We start from the raw sequence: 24,787 nt of genomic DNA, 5'->3' as shown, positions 1-24,787 counted from the left end.
CACTATCTGCGCCGCTGTATGGGCGCGTATGCACCTTTTCGCTACACTGGGCCGTCATCGCATCGGCCCCGCACGGCGGCGCTCCGGCACCCGCGGGTCGATGCGAACCCATTATTTCAGCAAGCTTTCGCCGCACTTCGAACCATGTCACTCGATCCCAACTATCCTCGCGACCTGATCGGCTACGGCCGCCATCCCGTGCAGGCGAACTGGCCGGGGCGCGCCCGCGTCGCCGTGCAATTCGTGCTGAACTACGAGGAGGGCGGCGAGAACTGCGTGCTGCACGGCGATCCGGGCTCCGAGCAGTTCCTGTCCGAAATCGTCGGCGCGGCCGCGTATCCGGACCGCCACATGAGCATGGAGTCGATCTACGAGTACGGTTCGCGGGCGGGCGTGTGGCGCATCCTGCGCGAGTTCGAGAAGCGCGGGCTGCCGCTGACGGTGTTCGGCGTCGGCATGGCGATCGAGCGCCATCCGGAACTCGCACGCGCATTCGTCGAACTCGGCCATGAAATCGCATGTCACGGCTGGCGCTGGATCCATTATCAGAGCATGACGCCCGAGCTCGAAGCCGAGCACATGCGGCTCGGGATGGAAGCGATCGAGCGCGTGACGGGCGAGCGGCCGCTCGGCTGGTACACCGGCCGCGACAGCCCCAACACGCACCGTCTCGTCGCGGAATACGGCGGCTTCCTGTACGACTCCGACAACTACGGCGACGACCTGCCGTTCTGGATGAACGTCGAAGTGTCGGGCGGCAGCACGTCGCCGCAGCTGATCGTGCCGTACACGCTCGACACGAACGACATGCGCTTCGCGACGCCGCAGGGCTTCAACACCGGCGACCACTTCTTCGACTACCTGCGCGACGCGTTCGACGTGCTGTACGCAGAGGGCGACGAAGCGCCGAAGATGCTGTCGATCGGCATGCACTGCCGACTGCTGGGCCGGCCGGGCCGGTTCCGCGGGCTGCAGCGTTTCCTCGATCACATCGAAAAGCACGATCGCGTATGGGTGACGCGCCGTGTCGATATCGCGCGTCACTGGCGTGAACATCATCCGTATCAGCCCAATCATCGAAACGAAGGGAAAGCATGAAGGCGATGCGCTACACGTTGGAACAACTGAACACGATGGCGCCGAGCGCATTCGTCGCGGCGCTGTCGGGGATTTTCGAACATTCGCCGTGGGTGGCCGAGGTCGCCGCGGGCAAACGGCCGTTCGCGAGCATCGATGCGCTGCACGAGACGATGTCGGGTGCGGTGGAGACGAGCGGCGAAGCGCGCCAGCTCGCGCTGATCAACGCTCACCCGGAGCTGGCCGGCAAGGCCGCCGTGCGCGGCGAGCTGACGGCCGAGTCGACGCGCGAGCAGAGCGGCGCGGGCCTCGACCAGTGCACGCAGGAAGAGTTCGACAAGCTGCTGACGCTGAACCGCACGTATCGCGAGAAGTTCGGCTTCCCGTTCATCCTCGCGGTGCGCGGCTATGACCGGCACGGCATCATCGCGAACTTCGAGGCGCGCGTGAATCATTCGCGCGCCGAAGAACTGCGCGCGAGCCTCGACCAGATCTACCGGATCGCGCGCTTCCGCCTCGACGATCTGATCGACGCCTGACACCGCAATACGGCCTGCTGCGTGGCAGCGGCCCGATCGTCTCACTGAAACAAGGAAACATCATGGCTGTTCCGCTTCTCGATCCGAACGCACCCGATTTCACGCGGCGCTACGTGAACCTCGCCGACCCGCGTCTCGGTGCGCAGGCACTCGAGGCCAGCGACGACTTCTTCGCGCCGAAGGACCGGATGCTGAACCCGGAGCCTGCGGTGTTCATTCCCGGCAAGTACGACGACCACGGCAAGTGGATGGACGGCTGGGAAACGCGCCGCAAGCGCACGACGGGCTACGACTGGTGCATCGTCAAGCTCGCGCGCCCGGGCGCGATCAAGGGCTTCGACATCGACACGAGCCACTTCACCGGCAACTTCCCGCCGGCCGCGTCGATCGAGGCCGCGTACGTGGCCGACGGTGCGCCGACGCATGCGACCGAATGGGTCGAGATCGTGCCGTCGACGACGCTGCAGGGCAACAGCCATCACTACGTTACGGCAAGCGATGTGCGTGCGTTCACGCACCTGCGCGTGAACATCTATCCGGACGGCGGCATCGCGCGCCTGCGCGTGTACGGCCAGCCGCAGCTCGACTGGGCCGGCGCGAGCGCGACCGAACAGTTCGATCTCGCGGCGATGGAAAACGGCGGCTACGTGGTGGCCGCGAACAACCAGCACTTCGGCGTCGCGTCGAACCTGCTGCTGCCGGGCCGCGGCGTGAACATGGGCGATGGCTGGGAAACCCGCCGCCGCCGTGAACCGGGCAACGACTGGGCGATCATCGCGCTCGCGCAGCCGGGCGTGATCCGCAAGATCGAAGTCGATACGGCGTTCTTCAAGGGCAACTACCCGGACCGCTGCTCGATCCAGGCCGCGTATGTGTCGGGCGGCACCGACAGCTCGCTGATCACGCAGTCGATGTTCTGGCCGGTGCTGCTCGGTGAGCAGAAGCTGCAGATGGACAAGCAGCACTACTTCGAACAGGAAATCGCGTCGCTGGGCCCCGTGACCCACGTGCGCCTGAACATCATTCCGGACGGCGGCGTGTCGCGCCTGCGTCTGTGGGGGACGCTCGACAAATGAAGACGCTTGCAATCGAAGCGCTGACCAAGGAAGCGTTCGCGCCGTTCGGCGACGTGATCGAAACGGAAGGCGCGAAGCAGATTCCGATCAACCTCGGCACGACGATCCGTTTTCATGATCTCGCGAAAGTCGACGTGACCGACGAAAACGGCCGCACGCTCGTGAACCTGTTCCGCGGCCAGCCGCGCACGCTGCCGTTCGAGGTGAAGATGCTCGAGCGTCATCCGCTGGGCAGCCAGGCGTTCGTTCCGCTGAACGACCAGCCGTATCTCGTCGTCGTCGCGCCGGCGGGCGATCTCGATCCGTCGAAGATCCGCGCGTTCGTGACGAGCGGGTGGCAGGGCGTGAACTACGCGAAGGGCGTGTGGCATCACCCGCTGATCGCGCTGGGCGGCGTCAGCGACTTCATCGTCGTCGATCGCGGCGGCGACGGGCTGAACCTGAACGAGCAGGATCTGCAGGAGTCGCTGTGGCTCACTGAGGATGCACTGGATGCGGTGACGGCCTGAGTCAGGTTGATCGTCGGTTTGTCGAAACCCGCGCGGCTTGCGCGGGTTTTTTTATGTGCGGTCGTTTTCTCGCCCGTCAGGTTGACGTGGCCTTGCGCGTATCGCGCGAACCATTGCCGCCGCGCCGCCGATTTGCAACCGGCGCATGCTGCGCCATCAGCTCGGCGACCCAATCGACGAACGTCGGCAGCCGCGAGGACGGCTCGCCCGAGCCGGAACTGGGCGCGCAGGTCCGCCGCGCGTTCGACAACCTGAATGCGGTGCTGCGCGCGGCCGGCTGCACGTTCGACGACGTCGTCGACGTGACGGTGTTCCTCGTCGATCCCGAAGCGACGTTCGAGCGGGTCTGGGAGATCGTCCCCGAATACTGGGGCGACGCACCGCATCCGGCGCTGACCGCCGTCGGCATGACGTGGCTGTACGGGTTTCAGTTCGAGATCAAGGTGATTGCGCGGCTGCCGGAGATGGTCGGCGCGTGAGCCGGGCGCTTCGTGCGGCTGTTCGACATGAGCGTCGATGTGGCGCCCGCGCTCGCGTATCACGTCGTGTATCCGGCGCACCTGCAGGACGATCCGCGCATCGTCGCGTTGCGCGACTGGCTCGCGGACGAAGTCGCGATGGTGCGCGTGTAGCGCGTGCTATCGTGCCCGCATCGCCACCACACGACGTCCGGTTCCGGGCGTGATCCTCCGATGAGCAAGCCTGAAAACGACCTCGCGGCCCTGCTGCGCACGATGCGGCCCGAGCTGCATCCGGGCGCGTTCGCGTTCATCGCGCTGCCGCGCGACGCCGACGTATCGTTATCCGAAGTGATTGCGACGTTCCGCGAAGCGGAAGGGCTGACGGTCGTGATCGACGAGGAAACGGCGGCGCGCCGCGGCTGGCCGGTGCTGTTCCGCGCCGCATGGATCACGTTGACCGTGCATTCCGATCTCGCGGCCGTCGGCCTCACGGCCGCATTCGCGCGGGCGCTCGGCGCGGCCGGGATCAGCTGCAACGTGATGGCCGCCGCGTACCATGATCACATCTTCGTGCCGATCGACGACGGTCCGCGCGCGCGCGATGCGCTCGTCGCGCTGCAGCGCGACGCGTTGCGCAGTTAGCAGGTGCCGCGTTCGCGACACGCAAAAAAACGGGCCCGTTTCCGGGCCCGCGAACGGAGAGAATGGCGCCGGCAAACATCCGGCGCACGGCGACTTACTTGTTCGCGCCGCCCTCGAACCATGCGGCGAGCTTCACGCGCTCGTCGTCGGTCATGTGCGTGACGTTGCCGATCGGCATCGCCTTCAGGCGCACGGCCTGTTCATAGATGCGCTGCGCGTTCTTCGACACTTCGTCCGGCGTATCGAACATCACGCCGGCAGGCGCGCTGCCCATCAGCGTCGGCTTCGCCGAGTGGCACTCGACGCACCGCTGCTGCAGGACCGGCATGATGTCGGCGATCACGATCTTCGGCGCGTTGGCGGCTTGCGCTTCCGGCGCGACCGGCTTCGGCATCGTCCACACCAGCGCGCCCGACAGCAGCGCGACGCCGCCGATCGGCAGGTACCACAGCTGCTTGCCGCGGTGACGCATCACGAAGAACTGGCGGATCAGCGCGCCGGCCAGCATGATCAGCACGAGCACGACCCAGTTGAACTTGTTCGTGTACGTCATCGCGTAGTGGTTCGACAGCATCGCGAACACGACGGGCAGCGTGAAGTACGTGTTGTGCACCGAGCGTTGCTTGCCGCGCTTGCCGTAGATCGGGTTCGGCTCTTCGCCCTTGAGCATCTTGTCGACCATCTTGCGCTGGCCGGGGATGATCACGAAGAACACGTTGGCCGACATGATCGTCGCGAGCATCGCACCGACGATCAGGTAAGCCGCACGACCCGAGAAGATGTGGCACGCAAGGTAGGCAGCGACGACGACGTAGAGGCCGACGCAGATGCCGAGCACGCGATCGTTGGTGCCGAGGATGCGGCACAGCGAGTCGTAGACGATCCAGCCGGCCGCGAGGAAACCGAGTGCGGATGCGACGGCGACCACCGGGCCCATGTCGAGCACGCTCTTGTCGATCAGGTAGGTGTTCGGCGCGAGCAGGTACAGCACGAAGAACAGCGAGAAGCCCGACAGCCAGGTCGTATACGACGGCCACTTCGACCAGTGCAGGTCATCCGGCATTTCCGGCGGAGCCACCGTGTACTTCTGCATGTTGTAGAAACCGCCGCCGTGGACGTGCCACAGTTCGCCGAACACACCGCGCTTGCGCTGGTTCGGGTCGGTAGGCGGTTTCAGGCTGTTGTCGAGCGCGACGAAATAGAAGGACTCGCCGATCCACGCAATGGCGACGATGACGTGCAGCCATCGCAGCGCGAGGTTCAGCCAGTCGGTGATGAAGCCTTCCATGAAACTCCTCCAGACTCAGATCGTTGTCTTTGATGCGGGCAGCCGATGCGTATGTCAGCTGCCGCGATAGGTGCTGTACGACCACGGCGACACGAGCAGCGGCACGTGATAGTGCGATGCGGTGTCGGCGATGCCGAAGCGCAGAACGACGCGGTCGACGAAACGGGGTTCGGGCACCTTCACGCCGAGCGACGCGAAGTAGTCGCCGGCGTGGAATACGAGTTCGTATTCGCCGGCGGCCAGTGCCGCGCCTTCGAGCAGGGGTTCGTCGCAGCGGCCGTCGCTATTGGTCAGCACGGTCTTGATCGCGCGGCGCGATTCGCCGTCCAGCGCGTAGAGGTCCACCTTGATGGCAGCACCGGGACGACCGTGCGCCGTATCGAGTACGTGGGTAGTGAGCTTTCCCATTCGTTGTTCCTTGTGTGAATGCGAGGTTCGGCGGCGGCTCGATCCATGACTGTGCGGCGGATCGAGGCTCCACGTCACGTGGCTACATACCCGTCGGCGAAAGTGAAGCGAGCGCCGTGCAGGCATTGTAAAAAGGTTCCCCGCGTAAATACGGGCGCGATATCGAAGATAATGCGCCGCGCATAAACCGCTGTCGATGGCGCACCGGAAGCGGTCCGCGACCCCGCTTCGGGCGGCCGGCGGCCGGTCGCGCGGCGTACCATATCGAAACCGTGAAGTGCGGTATTGCGGCTCGCGCATTGTGTGCGGCGCGCGCTTGGGCGATCCTGCCGCCGTGCGCGTCGGGCAGTGCCCGTTGCGTACCCCGAAGACGGCGAGCACGCCGGGTAACCGGGCCAGCGCGTTCGAACGGACGCAGGCACCGGGGCGTGCCGCGACTCAGCGTTCGAACGGCTTTGTGATGGTCTCCGGGAGCGGCTCCCGGGGGCAGAACGACGCGGAGAACGCATGAACCTCGAGCAGCACGCCGGCGCACGCGCGCCTCACCCATCCTCATCCCGCCCGACGACCCTGCTGGTCAAGCACGCCGACGTGCTCGTGACCATGGACGACACGCGTCGCGAATTGCGCGACGCGGGGCTCTACATCGAAGACAACCGGATCGTCGCGGTCGGCCCGAGCGCCGAGCTGCCCGACACCGCCGACGAAGTGCTCGACTTGCGCGGCCACCTCGTGATCCCGGGGCTCGTGAACACGCACCATCACATGTACCAGAGCCTCACGCGCGCGGTGCCGGCCGCGCAGAACGCCGAGCTGTTCGGCTGGCTCACGAATCTGTACAAGATATGGGCGCACCTGACGCCCGAGATGATCGAGGTGTCGACACTGACCGCGATGGCCGAGCTGCTGCAGTCCGGCTGCACGACGACGAGCGATCATCTGTACATCTATCCGAACGGCAGCCGGCTCGACGACAGCATCGGCGCCGCGCAGCGGATCGGCATGCGCTTTCATGCGAGCCGCGGCGCGATGAGCGTCGGCCAGCGCGACGGCGGGCTGCCGCCCGATTCGGTCGTCGAGCGCGAACCCGACATCCTGCGCGACGCGCAGCGCCTGATCGAGACCTATCACGACGAAGGCCGCTACGCGATGCTGCGCGTGGTGGTCGCGCCGTGCTCGCCGTTCTCGGTGAGCCGCGCGCTGATGCGCGACGCGGCCGTACTCGCGCGCGAATACGGCGTGTCGTTGCACACGCACCTGGCCGAGAACGTGAACGACATCGCGTACAGCCGCGAGAAGTTCGGGATGACGCCGGCCGAATACGCGGAAGACCTCGGCTGGGTCGGTCACGACGTGTGGCACGCGCACTGCGTGCAGCTCGACGATGCGGGCATCGGCCTGTTCGCGCGCACCGGTACGGGCGTCGCGCACTGTCCGTGCTCGAACATGCGGCTCGCGTCCGGCATCGCGCCGGTGAAGAAGATGCGGCTCGCGGGCGTGCCGGTTGGTCTCGGCGTCGACGGTTCCGCATCGAACGACGGCGCGCAAATGGTCGCGGAAGTGCGCCAGGCGCTGCTGCTGCAGCGGGTCGGCTTCGGGCCCGATGCGATGACCGCGCGCGACGCGCTCGAAATCGCGACGCTCGGCGGCGCGAAGGTGCTGAACCGCGACGACATCGGCGCGCTGAAGCCCGGCATGGCTGCCGACTTCGCCGCGTTCGACCTGCGTCAGCCGCTGTTCGCGGGCGCGCTGCACGATCCGGTGGCGGCGCTCGTGTTCTGCGCGCCGTCGCAGACGGCGTACACGGTCGTGAACGGGAAGGTGGTGGTGCGGGAAGGGCGGCTCGCGACGCTCGACTTGCCGCCCGTCATCGAGCGCCACAACGCGCTTGCGCACGCGCTCGTGGAGGCGTCGCGCTGACGCGTCGGGTGGGACGTCGCGCCGCGCGCTGCCGAACCGGGCGCGCGGCCGATGCCGGCGGACGCTGCGCCGCGTGACGCGATTGCCGCGCCACACTGCAGCGTGGCCGGCGCGGGCACCGTGCGCGATTACGCTTCGATCAGCGTGCGGGTCGCTTCGGCGACGAGGCTGCGCAGCCAGCGCACTTCGTCGGAGTAATGGCAGCGTTCGTGCCACAGCTGGTAGTACTGCATCGGCGGGAAGTCGAGCGGCGCCGGCACGACCGACAGCGGCAGGAACTTCGCGTAGTGGTCGGCAAACAGCCGCGTGGTCGTGAAGATCAGGTCCGACTTCACGAGCACGTACGGCGCGAGGTTGAAGTACGGCAGCGTGACGACCACGTGGCGCTTGAGCCGTTCGCGCGCGAGATGCACGTCGATCGCACCGCGCTGGCCGACCGAGTACGGCGTCGGCGCGAGGTGCGGCGCGTTCAGGTACTGGTCGAGCGTGAGCCCGCCGCGCTTCGCGAACGGGTGCGTGTTGCTCATCAGGCAGACGATTTCGTCGACGAACAGGTTCGACAGGTGCAGCTGCTCCGGCGGCTCGGGCCAGTTGCCGACGACGATGTCGAGCTTGCCGTCTTCCAGCGCGAGCTCGTAGTCGAACGCGGGGCCGAGCGAGTGGAATTCGAGCGTCGCATTCGGCGCCGCCAGGCGGAAGCGTTCGACGACGGTCGGCACGAACAGCACGTTCAGGTAGTCGGGGCAGCCGATCCGGTAGCAGCGGATCGACGTGGCCGGGTCGAAATTGTGCTGCTGGAACTTGATGCGCTCGATTTCGCGCAACGCATTCTGCACCGGCTCGAGCAGGCGCAACCCGTATTCGGTCGGCACCATGCCGGACTTGCCGCGCACGAGCAGCGGGTCGCCGGTGATGTCGCGCAGGCGTCGCAGCGCGGCGCTGATCGCCGGTTGCGACTGGTTCAGTTTGACGGCCGCACGCGTGACGCTGCGCTCCATCAACAAGGTGTGCAAGACGCGCAAGAGGTACGTGTCGATCGCCTCGCGTTGCTGACTCATGATATCTCCGTTTTATATGGCTGGGCTGATCGAGGGGCAGGTGGGGTATATCGTTTTTAATATGAACGGGAGTCAGCGTCAAGGGATGGATACCCGCAGAAGCCCGCCGGTCGGGCCTCGACGAGGGGCCGGAACGGAGCGAAATGCAGAGGGACGCGGCGTCGTGCGGATGCGCATTGCACGCATCCGGCGGTCAGGGCGCCGCGTGTGACGGCGCGTCAGTCGTCGATGCGCATGCCGACTTTCAGCGTGACCTGCCAGTGGATGACCTGGTCGCCTTCGATGTGGCCGCGCGTTTCGGTCACCTCGAACCAGTGCAGGTTGTGCAGCGTCTTGCCGGCTTTCGAAATCGCGTTGCGGATGGCGTCGTCGCACGATTGCTTCGACGAGCCGGTCAGTTCGATCAGCTTGTAGACGTGGTCGCTCATGATGCGCTCCCTGGAGTGTCGGTATGTGCGGCCGGCGCAAGCCGCGGACCCGAAGCGGTGCCGCGCGCGTCCGGCTTCTTGAGTGATAGGTATGATGGGCGGCAAGTGCAACCCCAATTGGAGACGAGGAACATCGTGGAAGTCGGATTTTGCGGACCGGGATTGATGGGCGCGCCGATGATTCGGCATTTGCTGGCGGCGGGCCATCGGGTCAGCGTATGGAACCGCACGCGTGAAAAAGCCGAGGCGCTCGCGAAGGACGGCGCGCAGGTGGTCGACACACCGCGCGAGTTGGCCGAGCGCGTCGAGACGGTCTTCGTGTGCGTGCTCGACGCGCGTGCGGTCGGCGACGTCGCGTTCGGCGCGAATGGGCTCTTTGCCGGCGACGCGGCGTCGCGCCGCGTGCGGCGCATCGTCGATCATTCGAGCATTCCGCCGGCCGCGACGCGCGACTATGCGGCGCGCGCGGCCGCGCTCGGCGCGGGCTGGATCGATGCGCCCGTGTCGGGCGGCGTGCCCGGCGCACAAGCCGGCACGCTCGCGGTGATGGCCGGCGGCGGTGCGGCCGACCTCGACGCGGTCAGGCTGCTGATCGACACCTATGCGTCACGCATCACGCACATGGGCGAAGCGGGGGCGGGCCAGACCGCGAAGCTGTGCAACCAGGCGATCGTCACCGCGACGGTCACTGCGATCGCCGAGGCCGTCGGCCTCGCACAGGCAAGCGGGATCGACGCCGCGCGGCTGGCCGACGCGCTGGCCGGCGGATGGGCGGATTCGGTGCTGCTGCAGACGTTCGTGCCGCGCATGACGTCGGGCGGTCATGCGCCGATTGGTGCGCTCGCCACGTTCCAGAAGGATGTCGACGCGATCGCCGACGCGGCGCGCGAAACGGGTGCGGTGATGCCGGTGTCGGCCACGGTGCAGCAGGTGCTGCGGCTGGGCGCTGCGCAAGGGCTGGCGGGTGCCGATTTCGCCGCGTTCATCGACATCGTGCGGCCGGGCAACGCTCGCACGGCGACGCGGTGATGGCGGCGCGGGATGCCTGAATGACCGATGGGCCGCTCGCGGGCGGCCCATCGTATCGGTGTCGGTTCAGCCGAGGGAGCGCGGCGTCGTGTCGCCGGCGTTCTGGCGTCCGAGCCCGCCGCGCAGGCTCGCCTTCGTGCCCGCACCAAATTCGGGCAGGATGCGCGCGCGGGCGCGGCTCGCGAACACAAGGAAGCCGAAGCCGTTTGCCTCGTACCAGTATCCGCCGTTCTCGAGGCCGTCGAGCGGTTGCTCGAGCGCGTTGGCGATCGATTCCATGCAACGCTTGCGCAGTTCGGCGATGGCCGGATAGGGCGGCTGTGCGCCGCGCACGCTGCACAGGAGCACGTCGAGTCCGGGCAGCACATGCGCGTAGAGGACGGGCTCGTCCTGCGCACGGGCACGGGCAATCTTGGTGTCGAGCTGTGCGAACGGTTTGGAGTGGCGCAATACCGCGAGGAACGACTCCTGGCCATCCTGTTGCACACGTCGACGTTTTTTCGGGAAGGACATAAACACTCGCCTCAAAAACAATTGCAAGAAATGCGGCACTTTCATGCGACCCACTCCCGGCTATGCACGCCGCATGTCGATCCTTTATAGCACACGAAAATACTGCACTCGTGCGGTACGACGATCAATGTCTCCCGTCGACCCGCTTGCCACGATGATCGACACAGCCAGCGTCTTGGCGCCCGTACTGTCGTTTAGTCTCCATCATAGACCTGCTTTTCCCGCGCGTGCATTCGCTCGTCACAAAAAAGTGAGATAAGCCGCGTGCGGCGATGCGCGGCACGCGCGCAACAAAAAGGCCCGCACGTGGCGGGCCTGGCGGACGCGGCGTGGCGTGGCGCGGTGCTCAGCGTTGCCTGAGCGAGTCGCGGATTTCGCGCAGCAGCACGATGTCTTCCGGCGTCGCGGCCGGCGCGGCTTCCACCGGCTTGCGCAGCTTGTTGATGAATTTCACCATCAGGAAAATGATGAACGCGAGAATGAGGAAGTTGATCGCCACCGTGATGAACGAGCCGTAGCCGAATGCGGCGACGCCCGCTGCCTGCAGGTCCTTGTACGAATCGGGGTTACCCTTGAACGTCGGGGGAATGGTGCCGAGCAGAACGAACTTGTTCGAGAAATCCAGGCCGCCGGTCAGCACGCCGATCACCGGCATGATGAGGTCTTTCACGACCGAGTCGACGATCTTCGAGAATGCGCCGCCGATGATCACGCCGACGGCGAGATCCATCACGTTGCCCTTGACGGCAAACTCCTTGAATTCCTTGATTATGCTCATGAGCGGCTTTCTCCTGTTGGGCGAGCGAGGCGTGCCGCGACGCGCAGGGCTGCGAAACGTCGGATGAGATCGGGGCACGCCGATGGTCGCATGATAGCGAACGTACCCCATTGCCGGTAGCCTATCTTGAAATGATTGACAAATTCGGCGGGCCGGCGCGAGTGGAAATGAAAGAAAGCGCGGTGTGCGTCGCGGGCGTCACGCAATGCGCGATGCCCGCGTTCGTGATGCTCAACTGTTGTCGTCGGTCCAGCCGTCGTCGTTGCTGCCGAGATCGACGCCACCGTTGCCGTTGCCGTTGCCGTCGCTCCAGTTCGAGTCGTCGCCGCGGCCGAGGTCGAAGCCCTGGCCGTTGTCCTGCCGCCGGCGCTGGTCGTCGACGATCACGTCGCGTTCGACCACGCGTTCGCGGCCGCCCGACATCGCTTCACCCAGCAGCACGCCGGTCAGCAGCCCGCCCATTCCGCCGCCGATACCGCCGCCTTGCTGAACCACGACGGTCGGTTGCTGTTGCGGCGGGTACGGTTGCTGCTGATAAGGCTGGCCTTGCATGCCGGTCACGCGATCGGCTTCCTGCGCGTACACCGAGCCGCTGCCGTTTTGCTGCGCGGCCGGCGCGGGCGGCGCGCTCGGGTCGGGGCGTCCTTCGACGCGTGCCTTCACGCTCGCATGACGCTGTTCGAGTTCGTCGATGCGATACGGCGGCACCGGGTTCTTGCCGTTCGACAGCGCTTCGACGAGCCCGCGCGCATCGGACTCGATGCCTTCGAGTTCGCCCGTGAGCGCGGCGGCGCCGGGCGCGGTCGACAGCCGCGCGTCGAGCTTGAGCGGGCGGATGTCGTTGAGCACGTCGGTGGCGCGCTTCAGTTGCGCGCGGCGTTCGTCGTCCGCGCGACTGTCGCCGGCCGAGCGCGCGCGGCGCAATGTCCAGCGCAGCACGAGCGCGACGATCGCGATGAGCAGCGCGAGGACGATCCACATGCCGATCGACGGCCCGTGCTTGGCGACCGGCGCGGCCGGTGCGAGCGACGGTTGCAGCGAGCCGGACTGTGTTGCCGACGGCGCGTTGCCGCTCGTGCGCGCGGCGTCCGCGCGGATGCGCGATTCCGTTTGTGCGAAGTGCGACGCGTCGGTGAAGCGCAGTTGCGGATCGAGCGATTTCGCGCGCTGCAGTTGCGTCAGTGCATCGGACGCGCGGCCTTCGCGGTCCAGCACCTGCGCGTACAGGTAGCGCGCATGCGCGTTGTTCGGATGGGCGTCGATGACTTGCGACAGCTGCGTATCGGCGTTCTGCCAGTCATGTCGTGCGATCGACTGCTCGACTTGCTGCAGCGACGGTACCGCAAATGCGGCGGACGACAGCAACATCAGCGACAAGCCGAGTGCGGCGAGAGATTTCTTCATGGTCGAACCGGGCGCGAGCGCCCGTCTCCTGACGATCGGTGCGCGCCGCGAACCCGGACGGGCCGCGGCGCGATTGCCGTTACTGCGCGGGCGTATCGAGCTGCTTCTTCAGCGCGGCGAGGCGATCCTCCACCGACGGGCCCTTGTTCAGCGCGGCGAGCTTGTCGTCGAGCGCCTTGCCGCTCGATGTGTCGGCCGAATTCAGGCGTGCGTCGGAACGCGCGTTCTGCAGCGCGACCTTGTCTTCCAGCTTCTGGAAGTCTTCGGACAGGTTCTTGCCGCCGATGCCGCCCAGCGCGCTGGCCGCGACGTCCTTCGCCTGCGCGATTTCCTGCTTGGCCTGCAGGATGTTCGAGCGTGCGTTCAGATCGTTGCGGCGCTGACGCATGTCGGCGATCTGCCCCTTCAGCTTGTCGACCGACGGTTCGAGCGTGGTCAGCTCGGCCGCGAGCGCATCGCGTTCGGCTTCCGCATTCGCCTGCGCGGCGAGTGCCTCGCGTGCGAGCGCTTCGTCGCCGGACTGCAGCGCGCGCTTCGCGCCGTCTTCGTACTTCCTTACCTTGTCGTCGGCCGCATCGCGCTTGCTGCGCTGGGTCGCGACCTGTGCCTCGATTTCGATCAGCGAATTCTCGGCACGGCCGATGCTGTCGTCGAGCTCCCGCACGATCTGCCGTGCGTCGCGCGACGGATCCTGTACCGAGTCGGCCGCATCGTTCAGCAGGCCTTTGATCGTGCGCGCAACAGAGTCGAAAAGCGACATGAAATCCTCCGTGGTTGAAAAACGCCGCGTCAGCGCGGCAGTGCTCGTCGCGGGCCGGTTGCGGTCCGCAAGAGCCGGCGGATATTACACCGCCGGCCCCTTAAATACGGCTTAAGCGCCGAAGTTCAAGCAGCGCGCGTGCGCGTCGTTCGGACCTTTCGTAGTTGAAAGGAAGCCGCGAGGAAGCCGCGTGCGCGCGCGGGTGCGTGTCCATCATAGGTCGAGGATGCCGCCAATACGTTCCGTATTTCGCGGTGGTGCGGGAATTTTTACAAAAAATCGCGAAGCCGCTCGGACGATTTCATTAAAATGCGCTGTCACGTCGCGGGAACGGATCGCCGCGCGGCGGGGTCTGTCGACGTGACAGTTGCCGCGATGCACCCACTCTGATTCATCCGCTTGCATTTCCGCATGCATCCGAGGGCGCCATGCACGCCCGCCATTCCGACATGCCAATCATCAAACGACCGTCTTCTTCTTCCGACCGGAAAGAACCCCACTACTCGTTGCGCCGTTCGCCGTCGGGAGCGTATTACTCCGATGACGACAACGGCGACCACGACCGTCGCACGCCGCGCGGCGGAGGCGGGGGCAATGGCCGCCGTTCGTTCGGCTCGCGCATCATGTTGTGGTTCATCGGCCTGATCGCGACGCTCGCCGTCGTCGGCGCGCTGATCGTCGGCTACGCGCTCGTCGTGATGGCACCGCAGCTGCCGTCGCTCGATGCGCTGACCAACTACCAGCCGAAGGTACCGCTGCGGGTGTTCTCCGCCGACCACGTGCTGATCGGCGAGTTCGGCGAGGAGCGCCGCAGCCTCGTGCGCTTCCAGGACATTCCCGACGTGATGAAGAAGGCGGTGCTCGCGATCGAGGACTACCGTTTCTACGAACACGGCGGCGTCGATTTCCTCGGCATCCTGCGTGCGGGCGTGGCCGACCTGATGCACGGCGGCGCGCGGCAGGGCGCGAGCACGATCACGATGCAGGTCGCGCGCAACTTCTTCCTGTCGAGCGAGAAGACCTACACGCGCAAGATCTACGAGATGCTGCTCGCGTACAAGATCGAGAAGGCGCTGACGAAGGACCAGATCCTCGAGCTGTACATGAACCAGATCTATCTCGGTCAGCGCTCGTACGGTTTCGCGGCCGCCGCGCGCGTGTATTTCGGCAAGGACCTGAAGGACATCACGCTCGCGGAAGCGGCGATGCTCGCGGGGCTGCCGAAGGCGCCGTCCGCGTACAACCCGGTCGTCAATCCGAAGCGCGCGAAGGTGCGTCAGGAATACATCCTGAAGCGCATGCTCGAGATCGGCTACATCACGCAGCCGCAATATGACGAGGCGGTGAAGGAAGAGATTCACGTGCGCACGCCGGGCAACCAGTACGCGGTACACGGTGAGTACGTCGCCGAGATGGTGCGGCAGATGATGTACCAGCAGTACAAGGACGAAACCTATACGCGCGGGCTGACCGTCACGACGACGATCAACTCGGCCGATCAGGAAGCGGCGTACCAGGCCGTACGTCGCGGCATTCTCGACTACGAGCGCCGCCACGGCTATCGCGGGCCGGAAGGCGCGATCACGCTGCCGGCGGCCGGCGACGACCGCGACGAGGCGATCGACGACGCGCTCGCCGATCACCCGGACAATGGCGACCTGCAGTCGGCCGTCGTGCTGTCGGCGGCGCCGAACGCGGTCGAGATCCAGTTCGTCGGCGGCGCGACGACGACGATCGGCCCGGCCGGCCTGCGCTTCGTGTCGGCCGCGCTGAGCCCGCGTGCGAACGCGACGCTGCGGATCAAGCCGGGCTCGATCGTGCGCGTGATGAAGGACGGCAAGACGGGCTGGCAGGTCGTGCAGCTGCCGCAGGTCGAAGGCGCGCTCGTCGCGATCGCGCCGCAGGACGGTGCGATCCGCTCGCTCGTCGGCGGCTTCGACTTCAACAAGAGCAAGTTCAACCACGTGACGCAGGCGTGGCGCCAGCCGGGTTCGTCGTTCAAGCCGTTCATCTATTCGGCATCGCTCGACAAGGGCATGGGGCCGGCGACGATCATCAACGATGCGCCGCTGTATTTCCCGCCGAGCGTGCCGGGCGGCACCGCGTGGGAGCCGAAGGACGACGACCAGCCGGACGGCCCGATGTCGATGCGCACCGCGCTGCAGCGTTCGAAGAACCTCGTGTCGATCCGGATCCTCGCATCGATCGGTACGCAGTATGCGCAGGAGTACGTCACGCAGCGCTTCGGCTTCGATCCGGCGAAGACGCCGCCTTACCTGCCGATGGCGCTCGGCGCCGGTCTCGTCACGCCGCTGCAGCTCGCGACCGGTTATGCGGTGTTCGCGAACGGCGGCTACAAGGTCGATCCGTACCTGATCGCCGAAGTCGACGACGCGCACGGCCAGCCGCTGCAGAAGGCGCAGCCGGTGATCGCCGGCGGCACCGCGCCGCGCACGATCGAAGGTCGCAACGCGTACGTGATGAACAGCCTGCTGCATACGGTCGCGACGGCCGGCACGGGCGCGGGCACCAACGTGCTCGGCCGCAGCGACCTGCAGGGCAAGACGGGTACGACCAACGAGGCGAAGGACGGCTGGTTCGCCGGCTACCAGCAGTCGCTCGTCGCGGTCGCATGGATGGGCTTCGACCAGCCGAAGAGCCTGGGCAGCCGCGAATTCGGCGCGCAGCTCGCGCTGCCGATCTGGGTGAACTACATGCGCGCCGCGCTGAACGGCGTACCGGAGCAGCAGATGCCGATGCCGGACGGCCTGACGACGATCGACGACGAGCTGTACTACGCCGATCGCACGCCGGGCAACGGCTTCGTCGCGAGCGTCGACATCAACCCGGCCGAGAACGCGATCAGCGCGAACGATGCGCTCGGTTCGGCCGGCGCGGCCGGCCTCGCACCGCCGCCCGTGACGCAGCAGGAGAAGCAGCAGATCATGGACATGTTCGAGAGCAAGTAAGCGGTACTCGGATGTTTCGCATGCGACGGGCGCCTTCGGGCGCCCGTTTTTGTGCGGCGTCGAGCGAACGTCGCGCGGCGCGACTCAGAACGACGCGCAGGCCGGCACGATCGTGATGCCGACCGACTGCTGCCGGAAGCGCTCGATGTATGCATGCCGGATCGCGTTGAGCCGCGCATGCGTATCGGCCGTATCGTCGGCGACGATACGGACCACGAAACCCGCTTCCTCGATGGTCCGGCCGGTGGCGCGGTCGCGCCATTGGCCGCGCGTGTCCCAGTACGTGAAGCCGTCCGGAAAGCGCGGCGTGACGACGTCGGCGAGGAAGGCGGCGCGTTCCCGATCGGTGACGGGGCCGCGTCCCGCGATATCGCGCCCGAACAGCAGGTCGGCCTGCAGCATGCGATGCGCGTCGGGCTGCGTGCAGACGGGCGCGGTGATGGCGACGGGCGAGGGCGGGACCGCGCAACCGGCGAGCAGCACGATCGCGGCCGCGCCGATCATCTGCAGCGCGCGACGCCGCCACGCTGCGGGACACGCGTTCGGTGGCGGAATCTGCCTATTTCGCGTCCGGCGCCCTGCGCGCGCGTAAAACGCTGCGCGCTCAACGACTTGCGTGTTTGTGCGGCGGGTTATCAACAGGGCTGTCAACATAAACTGGGGATAACCCTGAGTACCTCGCGGCGGGTCAGCGCTGCAGTTTCGCGTGCGCCAGATGCATGCCGAGCGTCGCGGGGTCGGTGTTGGTGCCCGACAGCAGCACGCCGACCCGCTTGCCTTGCAGCGTTTCGCGCAGCGGGCCGAGCAGCGCCGCGAGCGGCGCCGCGCACGCCGGTTCGACCGACAGCTTCAGGTGCGAGAACAGGAACAGCATCGCCGCGCGCAGCGCGTCGTCGGACACAGTGACGATGCGGTCGACATGACGCCGGCACAGCTGGTAGCTGTATTCCTCGGTATGCGGCGCCATCAGCGAATCGGCGATGGTCTGCATCGCGCTCATCTTGATCGTGTGATTGGCCGCGAAGCTGCGGCTCATCGCGTCGGCGCCTTCCGGTTCGACGCCGTACACGTGCACGCGCGGATTCGCGAGCCGCAGCGCGGTCGCCATGCCCGCCGCGAGCCCGCCGCCGCCGATCGGCACGATCACGGCGTCGAGATCGGGCGTCTGCGTCGCCCATTCGTAGCCGAGCGTCGCGGTGCCGAGGATCGTGTGATAGCCGTTGAACGGATGAATGAAGAAGCGGCCTTCCTCGGCCTCGATCCGGCGCACGAGGTCGAATGCCTGCGACGCGCTGCCGGCGAGCACGACTTCCGCGCGGTACTGCTTGCACTGCGCGATGCGCGTCGGGCTCGCGGTATGGAACATCACGACCTTCGCGCTGCTGCCGAGCCGCATCGCCGCATACGCGACGGCCGCCGCATGATTGCCGGCCGACACGCACGTAACGCCGGCGTTCTTGCGCCCTTCGTCGAGGGCGAGCAGGTGCGTGAACGCACCGCGCGCCTTGAAGCTGCCGCTCGCCTGCAGCAGTTCGAACTTGAAATTGACGTGCGTGCCTTCTAGGGACGGCAGGTCGGCGCGCTCGAACACCGGCGTGCGAGCGAGCCACGGCGACAAGGCGAAATGCTGCGCGGCGATTTCGTCGAGCGTCGGAATCGGCTCGCCGTCGATCGTTGTATGGGCCGTGCCCTGTTGGTCAGTCGACATGACGTGGCGTGTGGCGCGAGTGTGCCGGCCCGCTCACGCGGGCCGGCGTGGGCGGTTGGCGGTCAGTGTGCGTCGACCGACATGCTATGGATGAACTTGCGCAGGAACTGCTCGCAGCTCGCGAGCTGCGCGAGTTCGACATACTCGTTCGGCTTGTGTGCCTGCTCGATGTTGCCCGGCCCGCAGACGATGCTCGGAATGCCCGCGCGCTCGAACAGGCCGGCCTCGGTGCCGTACGCGACCTTGCGCTTGTCCTGGTCGGCCGTCAGCGCGCGCACGAGCTGCGTGATCGCGGCCTGCTCGGTCGCGTCGAGCCCGGGCGCCGCGGCGATCTTCGAGAACTCGATCGCGGCGTTCGGATGCTCGCGCTGCATCTGCGGCAGCAGCGTTTCCCGCGCATACGCTTCGATGCGCGTGAAGATCTGCTCGGGATCGAGCGTCGGCAGGTTGCGGAACTCGAAGTCGAACCGGCATTCGGCCGGTACCGTATTGATCGCGTTGCCGCCCTGGATCGTGCTCGTCTGCGCGGTCGTGAACGGTACGTCGTACAGTTCGTCGAACGGGCCTTCGGCGCGGAACCGGTCGGCGATGTCGCGGATGTGGCAGATGAGGCGTGCCGCATATTCGATCGCGTTCAGGCCCTTCGGCGTCAGCGACGAGTGCGCGGCGTGGCCGCGCACGCAGCAGCGGTACGCGTTGATGCCCTTGTGCGCGATGATCGGCCGCATGCTGGTAGGTTCGCCGACGATGCAGCCGGACGGCTTCACGCCGCGCTTCACGAGATCGGCGATCATCAGCGGCGCGCCCGCGCAGCCGATTTCCTCGTCGTAGGACAGCGCGAAATGGATCGGCTTCGCGAGCTTCGTCGCCTGCATCTCGGGCAGCAGTGCGAGCGCCGCGCCGATGAAGCCTTTCATGTCGCAGGTGCCGCGGCCGTACAGGCGGCCGTCGCGGATTTCCGGCGCGAACGGATGGCTGTCCCACTGCTGGCCGTCGACCGGCACGACGTCGGTGTGGCCCGACAGCACGATGCCGCCGTTCGTCGAACCGTCGTGCGCGGGCACGGTGGCAAACAGGTTCGCCCAGCCTTCGCGCGGATCGTGCGTGAGCGTCGACGCGATGCCCTTCGCGGCGAGCGCGTCGCGCACCGTTTCGATCAGGCCGAGGTTCGGCACGCGGCTCGTCGTGTCCATCGACACGAGTTGCTTGACCCAGGGCAGGCTGACGAGCGATGCGTCGCCTTCGGTTGCGGCGGACGGCGCCGTCGCGTCGAGAGTGGACATGGCAAAACTCCGTCTGATGAATGGGAAATCATACTCAAAAACGCGCCCGCCCGCCTTGGTCGGGCGCGGTGCGGTGCAGCAACGTCGCGCCCGTCAGTATCGCGTCAACGCGCCGTCGCGGCCGCCCCCTGTTTCGGGCCGAGCGCGCGCAGCGTTTCCTTGATCGTCGACACGCGGATCGCGAGGTCGGGCGAGCGCGTCTCGATGCGCAGCTTGTCCTGGCCCGCGAGCTTGATGTGGCGATGCTTCTGCACCATCTCGATGATCCGCATCGGGTCGATCGGCGGATTCGGCTCGAACTGCAGCCCGATCGCGGCCTCGCTCGCGTCGATCTTCACGATGCCGAGCGGCTTCGCGGCGATCCGCAGCCGGTGCGTTTCGACGAGTGCGTGCGCCTGCGGCGGCAGCTTGCCGAAGCGGTCGATCAGTTCCTCCTGGATCCCGTCGATCGCGTCGCCGTGCTCGCAGTTCGCGAGCCGCTTGTACAGCGACAGCCGCTCCTGCACGTCCACGCAGTAGTCGGCCGGCAGGATCGCGGGCGCATGCAGGTTGATTTCCGTCGTCGCGGCGAGCGGGGCGGTGAGGTCGGGCTCCTTGCCGTTCTTCAGCGCCTTCACCGCGTCGTTGAGCATGTCGGTGTAAAGCTGGAAGCCGATCTCGTGGATCTCGCCCGACTGCTTGTCGCCGAGCACCTCGCCGGTGCCGCGGATCTCGAGATCGTGCATCGCGAGATAGAAGCCCGAACCGAGTTCCTCCATCTGCTGGATCGCCTCGAGCCGGCGCTGCGCCTGCTTGGTCAGCGCCTGCGGATCGTGCACCAGCAGGTACGCATACGCCTGGTGGTGCGAACGGCCGACGCGGCCGCGCAACTGGTGGAGCTGCGCGAGGCCGAACTTGTCCGCGCGGTGCATGATGATCGTGTTCGCACTCGGCACGTCGATGCCGGTCTCGATGATGGTCGTGCACAGCAGCACGTTCGCCCGCTGCGCGACGAAATCGCGCATCACGCGTTCGAGTTCGCGCTCGTGCATCTGGCCGTGCGCGATCGCGATGCGCGCTTCGGGCACCAGCTCCTCGAGCATCGCCTTGCGGTTCTCGATCGTCTCGACCTCGTTGTGCAGGAAGTACACCTGGCCGCCGCGCTTCAGCTCGCGCAGCATCGCCTCGCGGATCACGCTTTCTTCCTCGCGGCGCACGAAGGTCTTGATCGCGAGCCGCTTCTGCGGCGCGGTCGCGATCACCGAGAAATCGCGCAGCCCCTCGAGCGCCATCCCGAGCGTACGCGGGATCGGCGTCGCGGTGAGCGTCAGCACGTCGACTTCCGCGCGCAGCGCCTTCAGCGCTTCCTTCTGGCGCACGCCGAAGCGGTGTTCCTCGTCGATGATCACGAGGCCGAGGCGCTTGAACTGCACGTCCGACGACAGCAGCTTGTGCGTGCCGATCACGATGTCGACGCTGCCTTCGTTGATCTGCGCGATCGCCGCGTTCACTTCCTTGGTCGTCTTGAAGCGCGACAGCTCGACGATGCGCACCGGCCAGTCCGCGAAGCGGTCGGCGAAGGTCTGCGTATGCTGCTCGGCGAGCAGCGTGGTCGGCGACAGCAGCGCGACCTGCTTGCCGCCCAGCACCGCGATGAACGCCGCGCGCAGCGCGACCTCGGTCTTGCCGAAGCCGACGTCGCCGCACACGAGGCGGTCCATCGGCTTGCCGCTCGTCATGTCGCCGATCACGGCCGCGATCGCCGCGGCCTGGTCGGGCGTTTCCTCGAAGCCGAAGCTTTCCGCGAATTTCACGTAGTCGCGCGGGTCGAGCGAGAATGCGTGGCCTTCGCGGGCCGCGCGGCGCGCGTACAGGTTCAGCAGCTCGGCGGCCGTATCGCGGATCTGCTGCGCGGCCTTGCGCTTCGCGCGCTCCCACTGGCCGGAGCCGAGCGCGTGCAGCGGCGCGCTGTCGGGATCGGCGCCGCTGTAGCGCGAGATCACGTGCAGTTGCGCGACGGGCACGTAGAGCTTGCTGTCGCCCGAGTATTCGAGATGCAGGAATTCGGTTTCGCCTTCGCCGAGATCCATCGACACGAGGCCCATGTAGCGGCCGATGCCGTGCTGCGCGTGGACGACCGGGTCGCCGACCTTCAGCTCCGACAGGTCGCGCACCATCGCGTCGACGTTGCTGGCCTGCTCCTGCCGCCGGCGGCCCGCGCGGCGGCCGAGCGCGCCGTACAGCTCGGTTTCGGTGACGAGTGCATAGCCTTCGCCCGGCACCGCGAAACCGCTCGCGAGCGGCGCGACGCCGAGCGCGAAGCGCGCGTCGCTTGCGAGCCAGCTCGCGAAGTCGTCGTTCGACGACGGCCGCAGATGATGTTCGGCGAGTAGTTGCAGGATCGTTTCGCGGCGGCCGGCCGATTCGACGGTCAGCAGCACGCGCTTGCCGGACGATTCGACGAACGTGCGCAGCGCGGCGAGCGGATCGTCGGCATGGCGATCGACCGACAGCTCGGGCAGCGCGGTCGCCCAGCCGCCGGCCGGCTGCGCGGGCAGCACGACGCGCGCGAACGGCTTCGCGAACGCGAAGAAATCCTCGTCGGACAGGAACAGCTGCTGCGGCTCGAGGATCGGCCGCTCGCGGTCGTGCGCGAGGAACGCGTGGCGCTGCTTCGTATCGGCGGTGAAGCGGCGGATCGACGCTTCGAGATCGCCGGTGAACACCAGATGCGCGTCCTGCGGCAGGTAGTGAAACAGCGTGGCCGTTTCGTCGAAGAACAGCGGCAGGTAATACTCGATGCCGGCCGACGGCACGCCGCTGCCGATGTCCTTGTAGATCGGCGCGCGGCTCGGGTCGCCTTCGAAGGTTTCGCGCCAGCGGCTGCGGAAGGCCGTGCGCGCGGCTTCGTCGAACGGGAACTCGCGGCCGGGCAGCAGGCGCACGTCGCGCACCGGGTAGAGGCTGCGCTGCGTGTCGGGATCGAACGCGCGGATCGAGTCGACCTGGTCGTCGAACAGGTCGATCCGGTAAGGCAGCGGCGAGCCCATCGGGTACAGGTCGATCAGCGAGCCGCGCACGCAGTATTCGCCGGGCCGCACGACCTGGCTCACGTGCTCGTAGCCGGCCAGCGTGAGCTGCGCCTTCAGCTTCGCCTCGTCGAGCCGTTCGCCCTGCGCGAACGCGAACGTGTACGCGGCCATGAACGACGCGGGCGGCATCCGGTACAGCGCGGTGGTCGCCGGCACGAGCAGGATGTCGCAGCGGCCCTCGCCGAGGTCGTGCAGCGTCGCGAGCCGCTCGGACACGAGATCCTGGTGCGGCGAGAACGTGTCGTACGGCAGCGTTTCCCAGTCGGGCAGCAGGCGCACGCGCGCGTCGGGCGAGAAGTAGCGGAGTTCCTGCGACAGCCGTTGCGCGTCGACCGCGTTCGCGCAGATCACCGCAAGGAGCGGGACCGCGTCGCGGTTGTCGGCGAGATAGCGGGCGATGGCGAGGGCGTCGGCGGAGCCGTGCGCGCCGTCGAAGGCGAACCGCTGGCCCGGTTTGACGCGGGCGACGGGCGAGGCGAACGGGGTGGAAGCGTTGTCTGGCATAGGGACGGCAGGGGTGGCGTGCACGGGCGCAGCGCGGTGCGCCGGTCGAGACGAAAGACCTATTATAAAATCCGCTTCTCGATTTCACCTTTCCGGCGTATTTCTTTCGTGACTCCCCGACTTTTCGCCCTGATTCCCTGCGCCGGTACGGGCAGCCGTTCCGGTTCGGCCGTGCCGAAGCAATACCGGACGCTGGCCGGACGCGCGCTCCTGCATTACACGCTCGCCGCGTTCGACGCGTGCAGCGAATTCGCGCAGACGCTCGTCGTCCTCGCGCCCGACGACACGCACTTCGACGCGCGCCGCTTCGCGGGCCTGCGCTTCGCGGTGCGCCGCTGCGGCGGCGGCTCGCGCCAGGCATCGGTGCTGAACGGGCTGATGGAACTGGCCGAATTCGGCGCGACCGACCAGGACTGGGTGCTCGTGCACGACGCCGCGCGCCCGGGCATCACGCCGGCGCTGATCCGCACGCTGGTCGCGACGCTGAAGGACGATCCGGTGGGCGGCATCCTCGCGCTGCCGGTGGCCGATACGCTCAAGCGCGTGCCGGCCGGCGGCGACGCGATCGCGCGCACCGAGTCGCGCGACGCGCTGTGGCAGGCGCAGACGCCGCAGATGTTCCGCATCGGCATGCTGCGCGACGCGATCCTGCGCGCGCAGCGCGAAGGGCACGACCTGACCGACGAGGCCAGCGCGATCGAATGGGCCGGCCATACGCCGCGTGTCGTGCAGGGCAGCCTGCGCAACTTCAAGGTCACGTACCCGGAAGATTTCGCGCTCGCGGAAGCGATTCTCGCGCGCCCCGCGAACGCTTCCTGACTTTCACCTCATCTCAACCGGAATACGCATGGACTTCAGAATCGGACAAGGCTACGACGTGCATCAGCTCGTGTCGGGGCGCCCCCTCATCATCGGCGGCGTGACGATTCCGTACGAGCGCGGCCTGCTCGGCCACTCGGACGCCGACGTGCTGCTGCACGCGATCACCGACGCGCTGTTCGGCGCGGCGGCGCTGGGCGACATCGGGCGTCATTTCTCCGACACCGATGCGGCGTTCAAGGGCGCGGACAGCCGCGCGCTGCTGCGCGAATGCGTCGCGCGCGTGAAGGCGGCCGGCTTCACGATCCAGAACGTCGACAGCACCGTGATCGCCCAGGCGCCGAAGCTCGCGCCGCATATCGACGGGATGCGCGCCAACATCGCAGCCGATCTCGGGTTGCCGCTCGAGCGCGTGAACGTGAAGGCGAAGACCAACGAGAAGCTCGGCTATCTCGGCCGCGGCGAAGGTATCGAGGCGCAGGCCGCCGCATTGCTGGTGAAGCAGGGCGCCTGACGAGTGTCGCGAAGCGGCGCGCCGCTCGC

Annotated in this window: 24 protein-coding genes; 12 read left to right on the top strand and 12 right to left on the bottom strand. The window is 67.0% G+C overall.

Annotated elements, in window-relative coordinates:
• Positions 1–144: 144 nt before the first annotated feature.
• The 7 genes from puuE (at position 145) to O1Q03_RS14865 (ending at position 4,304) form a co-directional block, all read left to right on the top strand.
• Positions 145–1,098, top strand: coding sequence for an allantoinase PuuE (puuE, locus tag O1Q03_RS14895; protein WP_269504372.1), 954 nt, complete (start codon positions 145–147; stop codon positions 1,096–1,098).
• Entirely contained in the window at positions 1,095–1,616 is a 522-nt protein-coding gene (gene uraD / locus O1Q03_RS14890) for a 2-oxo-4-hydroxy-4-carboxy-5-ureidoimidazoline decarboxylase (RefSeq protein WP_269504370.1), read from the top strand. The genes puuE and uraD overlap by 4 nt, the downstream gene beginning before the upstream one ends.
• A 62-nt stretch (positions 1,617–1,678) precedes the next feature.
• Positions 1,679–2,692, top strand: a complete 1,014-nt coding sequence (alc, locus tag O1Q03_RS14885) for an allantoicase (protein ID WP_269504369.1) — start codon at positions 1,679–1,681, stop codon at positions 2,690–2,692.
• Complete coding sequence (locus tag O1Q03_RS14880; RefSeq protein ID WP_269504368.1) at positions 2,689–3,201, top strand: ureidoglycolate lyase; 513 nt, start codon at positions 2,689–2,691, stop codon at positions 3,199–3,201. The genes alc and O1Q03_RS14880 overlap by 4 nt, the downstream gene beginning before the upstream one ends.
• 86 nt (positions 3,202–3,287) lie before the next feature.
• Complete coding sequence (locus O1Q03_RS14875) at positions 3,288–3,680, top strand: Rid family hydrolase (RefSeq protein WP_269504367.1); 393 nt, start codon at positions 3,288–3,290, stop codon at positions 3,678–3,680.
• 27 nt (positions 3,681–3,707) lie between these two features.
• Positions 3,708–3,833: a hypothetical protein gene (locus tag O1Q03_RS14870; RefSeq protein ID WP_269504366.1), complete on the top strand. Its 126-nt coding sequence runs from the start codon at positions 3,708–3,710 to the stop codon at positions 3,831–3,833.
• A gap of 60 nt (positions 3,834–3,893) precedes the next feature.
• Entirely contained in the window at positions 3,894–4,304 is a 411-nt protein-coding gene (locus O1Q03_RS14865) for an ACT domain-containing protein (RefSeq protein WP_269504365.1), read from the top strand.
• Between the two features lie 94 nt (positions 4,305–4,398).
• Here the strand turns inward: O1Q03_RS14865 and O1Q03_RS14860 are convergent, their stop codons facing one another.
• Positions 4,399–5,592: a urate hydroxylase PuuD gene (locus O1Q03_RS14860; RefSeq protein ID WP_269504364.1), complete on the bottom strand. Its 1,194-nt coding sequence runs from the start codon at positions 5,590–5,592 to the stop codon at positions 4,399–4,401.
• Positions 5,593–5,646: 54 nt separating this feature from the next.
• Entirely contained in the window at positions 5,647–6,000 is a 354-nt protein-coding gene (uraH, locus tag O1Q03_RS14855; RefSeq protein ID WP_011657188.1) for a hydroxyisourate hydrolase, read from the bottom strand.
• Between the two features lie 507 nt (positions 6,001–6,507).
• Between uraH and O1Q03_RS14850 the strand changes: the two genes are divergently transcribed.
• Entirely contained in the window at positions 6,508–7,920 is a 1,413-nt protein-coding gene (locus tag O1Q03_RS14850; RefSeq protein WP_269504363.1) for an 8-oxoguanine deaminase, read from the top strand.
• A gap of 128 nt (positions 7,921–8,048) precedes the next feature.
• Here the strand turns inward: O1Q03_RS14850 and O1Q03_RS14845 are convergent, their stop codons facing one another.
• Both O1Q03_RS14845 and O1Q03_RS14840 read right to left on the bottom strand, forming a co-directional pair.
• Positions 8,049–8,978, bottom strand: a complete 930-nt coding sequence (locus tag O1Q03_RS14845; protein ID WP_006478550.1) for a LysR substrate-binding domain-containing protein — start codon at positions 8,976–8,978, stop codon at positions 8,049–8,051.
• A gap of 218 nt (positions 8,979–9,196) precedes the next feature.
• Entirely contained in the window at positions 9,197–9,406 is a 210-nt protein-coding gene (locus tag O1Q03_RS14840) for a dodecin (RefSeq protein ID WP_096503207.1), read from the bottom strand.
• A gap of 135 nt (positions 9,407–9,541) precedes the next feature.
• Here O1Q03_RS14840 and O1Q03_RS14835 point away from each other — a divergent pair, with 135 nt between their 5' ends.
• Positions 9,542–10,435: an NAD(P)-dependent oxidoreductase gene (locus O1Q03_RS14835; RefSeq protein WP_269504361.1), complete on the top strand. Its 894-nt coding sequence runs from the start codon at positions 9,542–9,544 to the stop codon at positions 10,433–10,435.
• A 66-nt stretch (positions 10,436–10,501) separates the two neighbouring features.
• On the opposite strand, the gene O1Q03_RS14830 is transcribed toward O1Q03_RS14835, so the two are convergent.
• From O1Q03_RS14830 to O1Q03_RS14815, 4 genes are all read right to left on the bottom strand, one after another.
• Entirely contained in the window at positions 10,502–10,948 is a 447-nt protein-coding gene (locus tag O1Q03_RS14830; protein WP_269504407.1) for a hypothetical protein, read from the bottom strand.
• Positions 10,949–11,294: 346 nt separating this feature from the next.
• Entirely contained in the window at positions 11,295–11,726 is a 432-nt protein-coding gene (mscL, locus tag O1Q03_RS14825; RefSeq protein ID WP_269504360.1) for a large conductance mechanosensitive channel protein MscL, read from the bottom strand.
• A gap of 231 nt (positions 11,727–11,957) precedes the next feature.
• Positions 11,958–13,130 (bottom strand): tetratricopeptide repeat protein, encoded by a 1,173-nt coding sequence (locus O1Q03_RS14820; RefSeq protein ID WP_269504359.1) that lies wholly within the window; start codon positions 13,128–13,130, stop codon positions 11,958–11,960.
• Positions 13,131–13,209: 79 nt separating this feature from the next.
• Positions 13,210–13,890: a PspA/IM30 family protein gene (locus O1Q03_RS14815; protein WP_269504358.1), complete on the bottom strand. Its 681-nt coding sequence runs from the start codon at positions 13,888–13,890 to the stop codon at positions 13,210–13,212.
• Between the two features lie 449 nt (positions 13,891–14,339).
• Between O1Q03_RS14815 and O1Q03_RS14810 the strand changes: the two genes are divergently transcribed.
• Positions 14,340–16,859: a penicillin-binding protein 1A gene (locus O1Q03_RS14810; protein ID WP_269504357.1), complete on the top strand. Its 2,520-nt coding sequence runs from the start codon at positions 14,340–14,342 to the stop codon at positions 16,857–16,859.
• Between the two features lie 84 nt (positions 16,860–16,943).
• Here O1Q03_RS14810 and O1Q03_RS14805 read toward each other — a convergent pair whose 3' ends face one another.
• The 4 genes from O1Q03_RS14805 to mfd form a co-directional block, all read right to left on the bottom strand.
• A complete protein-coding gene (locus O1Q03_RS14805) occupies positions 16,944–17,363 on the bottom strand; it encodes a DUF3574 domain-containing protein (protein WP_442865786.1) in 420 nt (139 codons plus the stop codon).
• A gap of 184 nt (positions 17,364–17,547) precedes the next feature.
• On the bottom strand, positions 17,548–18,567 hold the full coding sequence (locus O1Q03_RS14800; RefSeq protein ID WP_269504356.1) for a threonine/serine dehydratase: 1,020 nt from the start codon (positions 18,565–18,567) through the stop codon (positions 17,548–17,550).
• A 62-nt stretch (positions 18,568–18,629) separates the two neighbouring features.
• The gene (gene argE, locus O1Q03_RS14795; protein WP_269504355.1) at positions 18,630–19,850 is read right to left on the bottom strand and encodes an acetylornithine deacetylase; all 1,221 of its coding nucleotides are present in this window, start codon (positions 19,848–19,850) and stop codon (positions 18,630–18,632) included.
• A gap of 104 nt (positions 19,851–19,954) precedes the next feature.
• Complete coding sequence (mfd, locus tag O1Q03_RS14790) at positions 19,955–23,425, bottom strand: transcription-repair coupling factor (RefSeq protein ID WP_269504354.1); 3,471 nt, start codon at positions 23,423–23,425, stop codon at positions 19,955–19,957.
• A 108-nt stretch (positions 23,426–23,533) separates the two neighbouring features.
• Between mfd and ispD the strand changes: the two genes are divergently transcribed.
• Both ispD and ispF read left to right on the top strand, forming a co-directional pair.
• Positions 23,534–24,244 (top strand): 2-C-methyl-D-erythritol 4-phosphate cytidylyltransferase, encoded by a 711-nt coding sequence (gene ispD, locus O1Q03_RS14785; protein ID WP_269504353.1) that lies wholly within the window; start codon positions 23,534–23,536, stop codon positions 24,242–24,244.
• 28 nt (positions 24,245–24,272) lie between these two features.
• On the top strand, positions 24,273–24,758 hold the full coding sequence (gene ispF / locus O1Q03_RS14780) for a 2-C-methyl-D-erythritol 2,4-cyclodiphosphate synthase (RefSeq protein ID WP_269504352.1): 486 nt from the start codon (positions 24,273–24,275) through the stop codon (positions 24,756–24,758).
• The last annotated feature ends 29 nt before the right edge of the window (positions 24,759–24,787 follow it).

The sequence above is a fragment of the Burkholderia sp. IMCC1007 genome, assembly GCF_027257875.1.
Taxonomy (GTDB): domain Bacteria; phylum Pseudomonadota; class Gammaproteobacteria; order Burkholderiales; family Burkholderiaceae; genus Burkholderia.
Note: the sequence above shows the minus strand (reverse complement) of the source record. Positions and strands in the feature narration are given on the sequence as shown.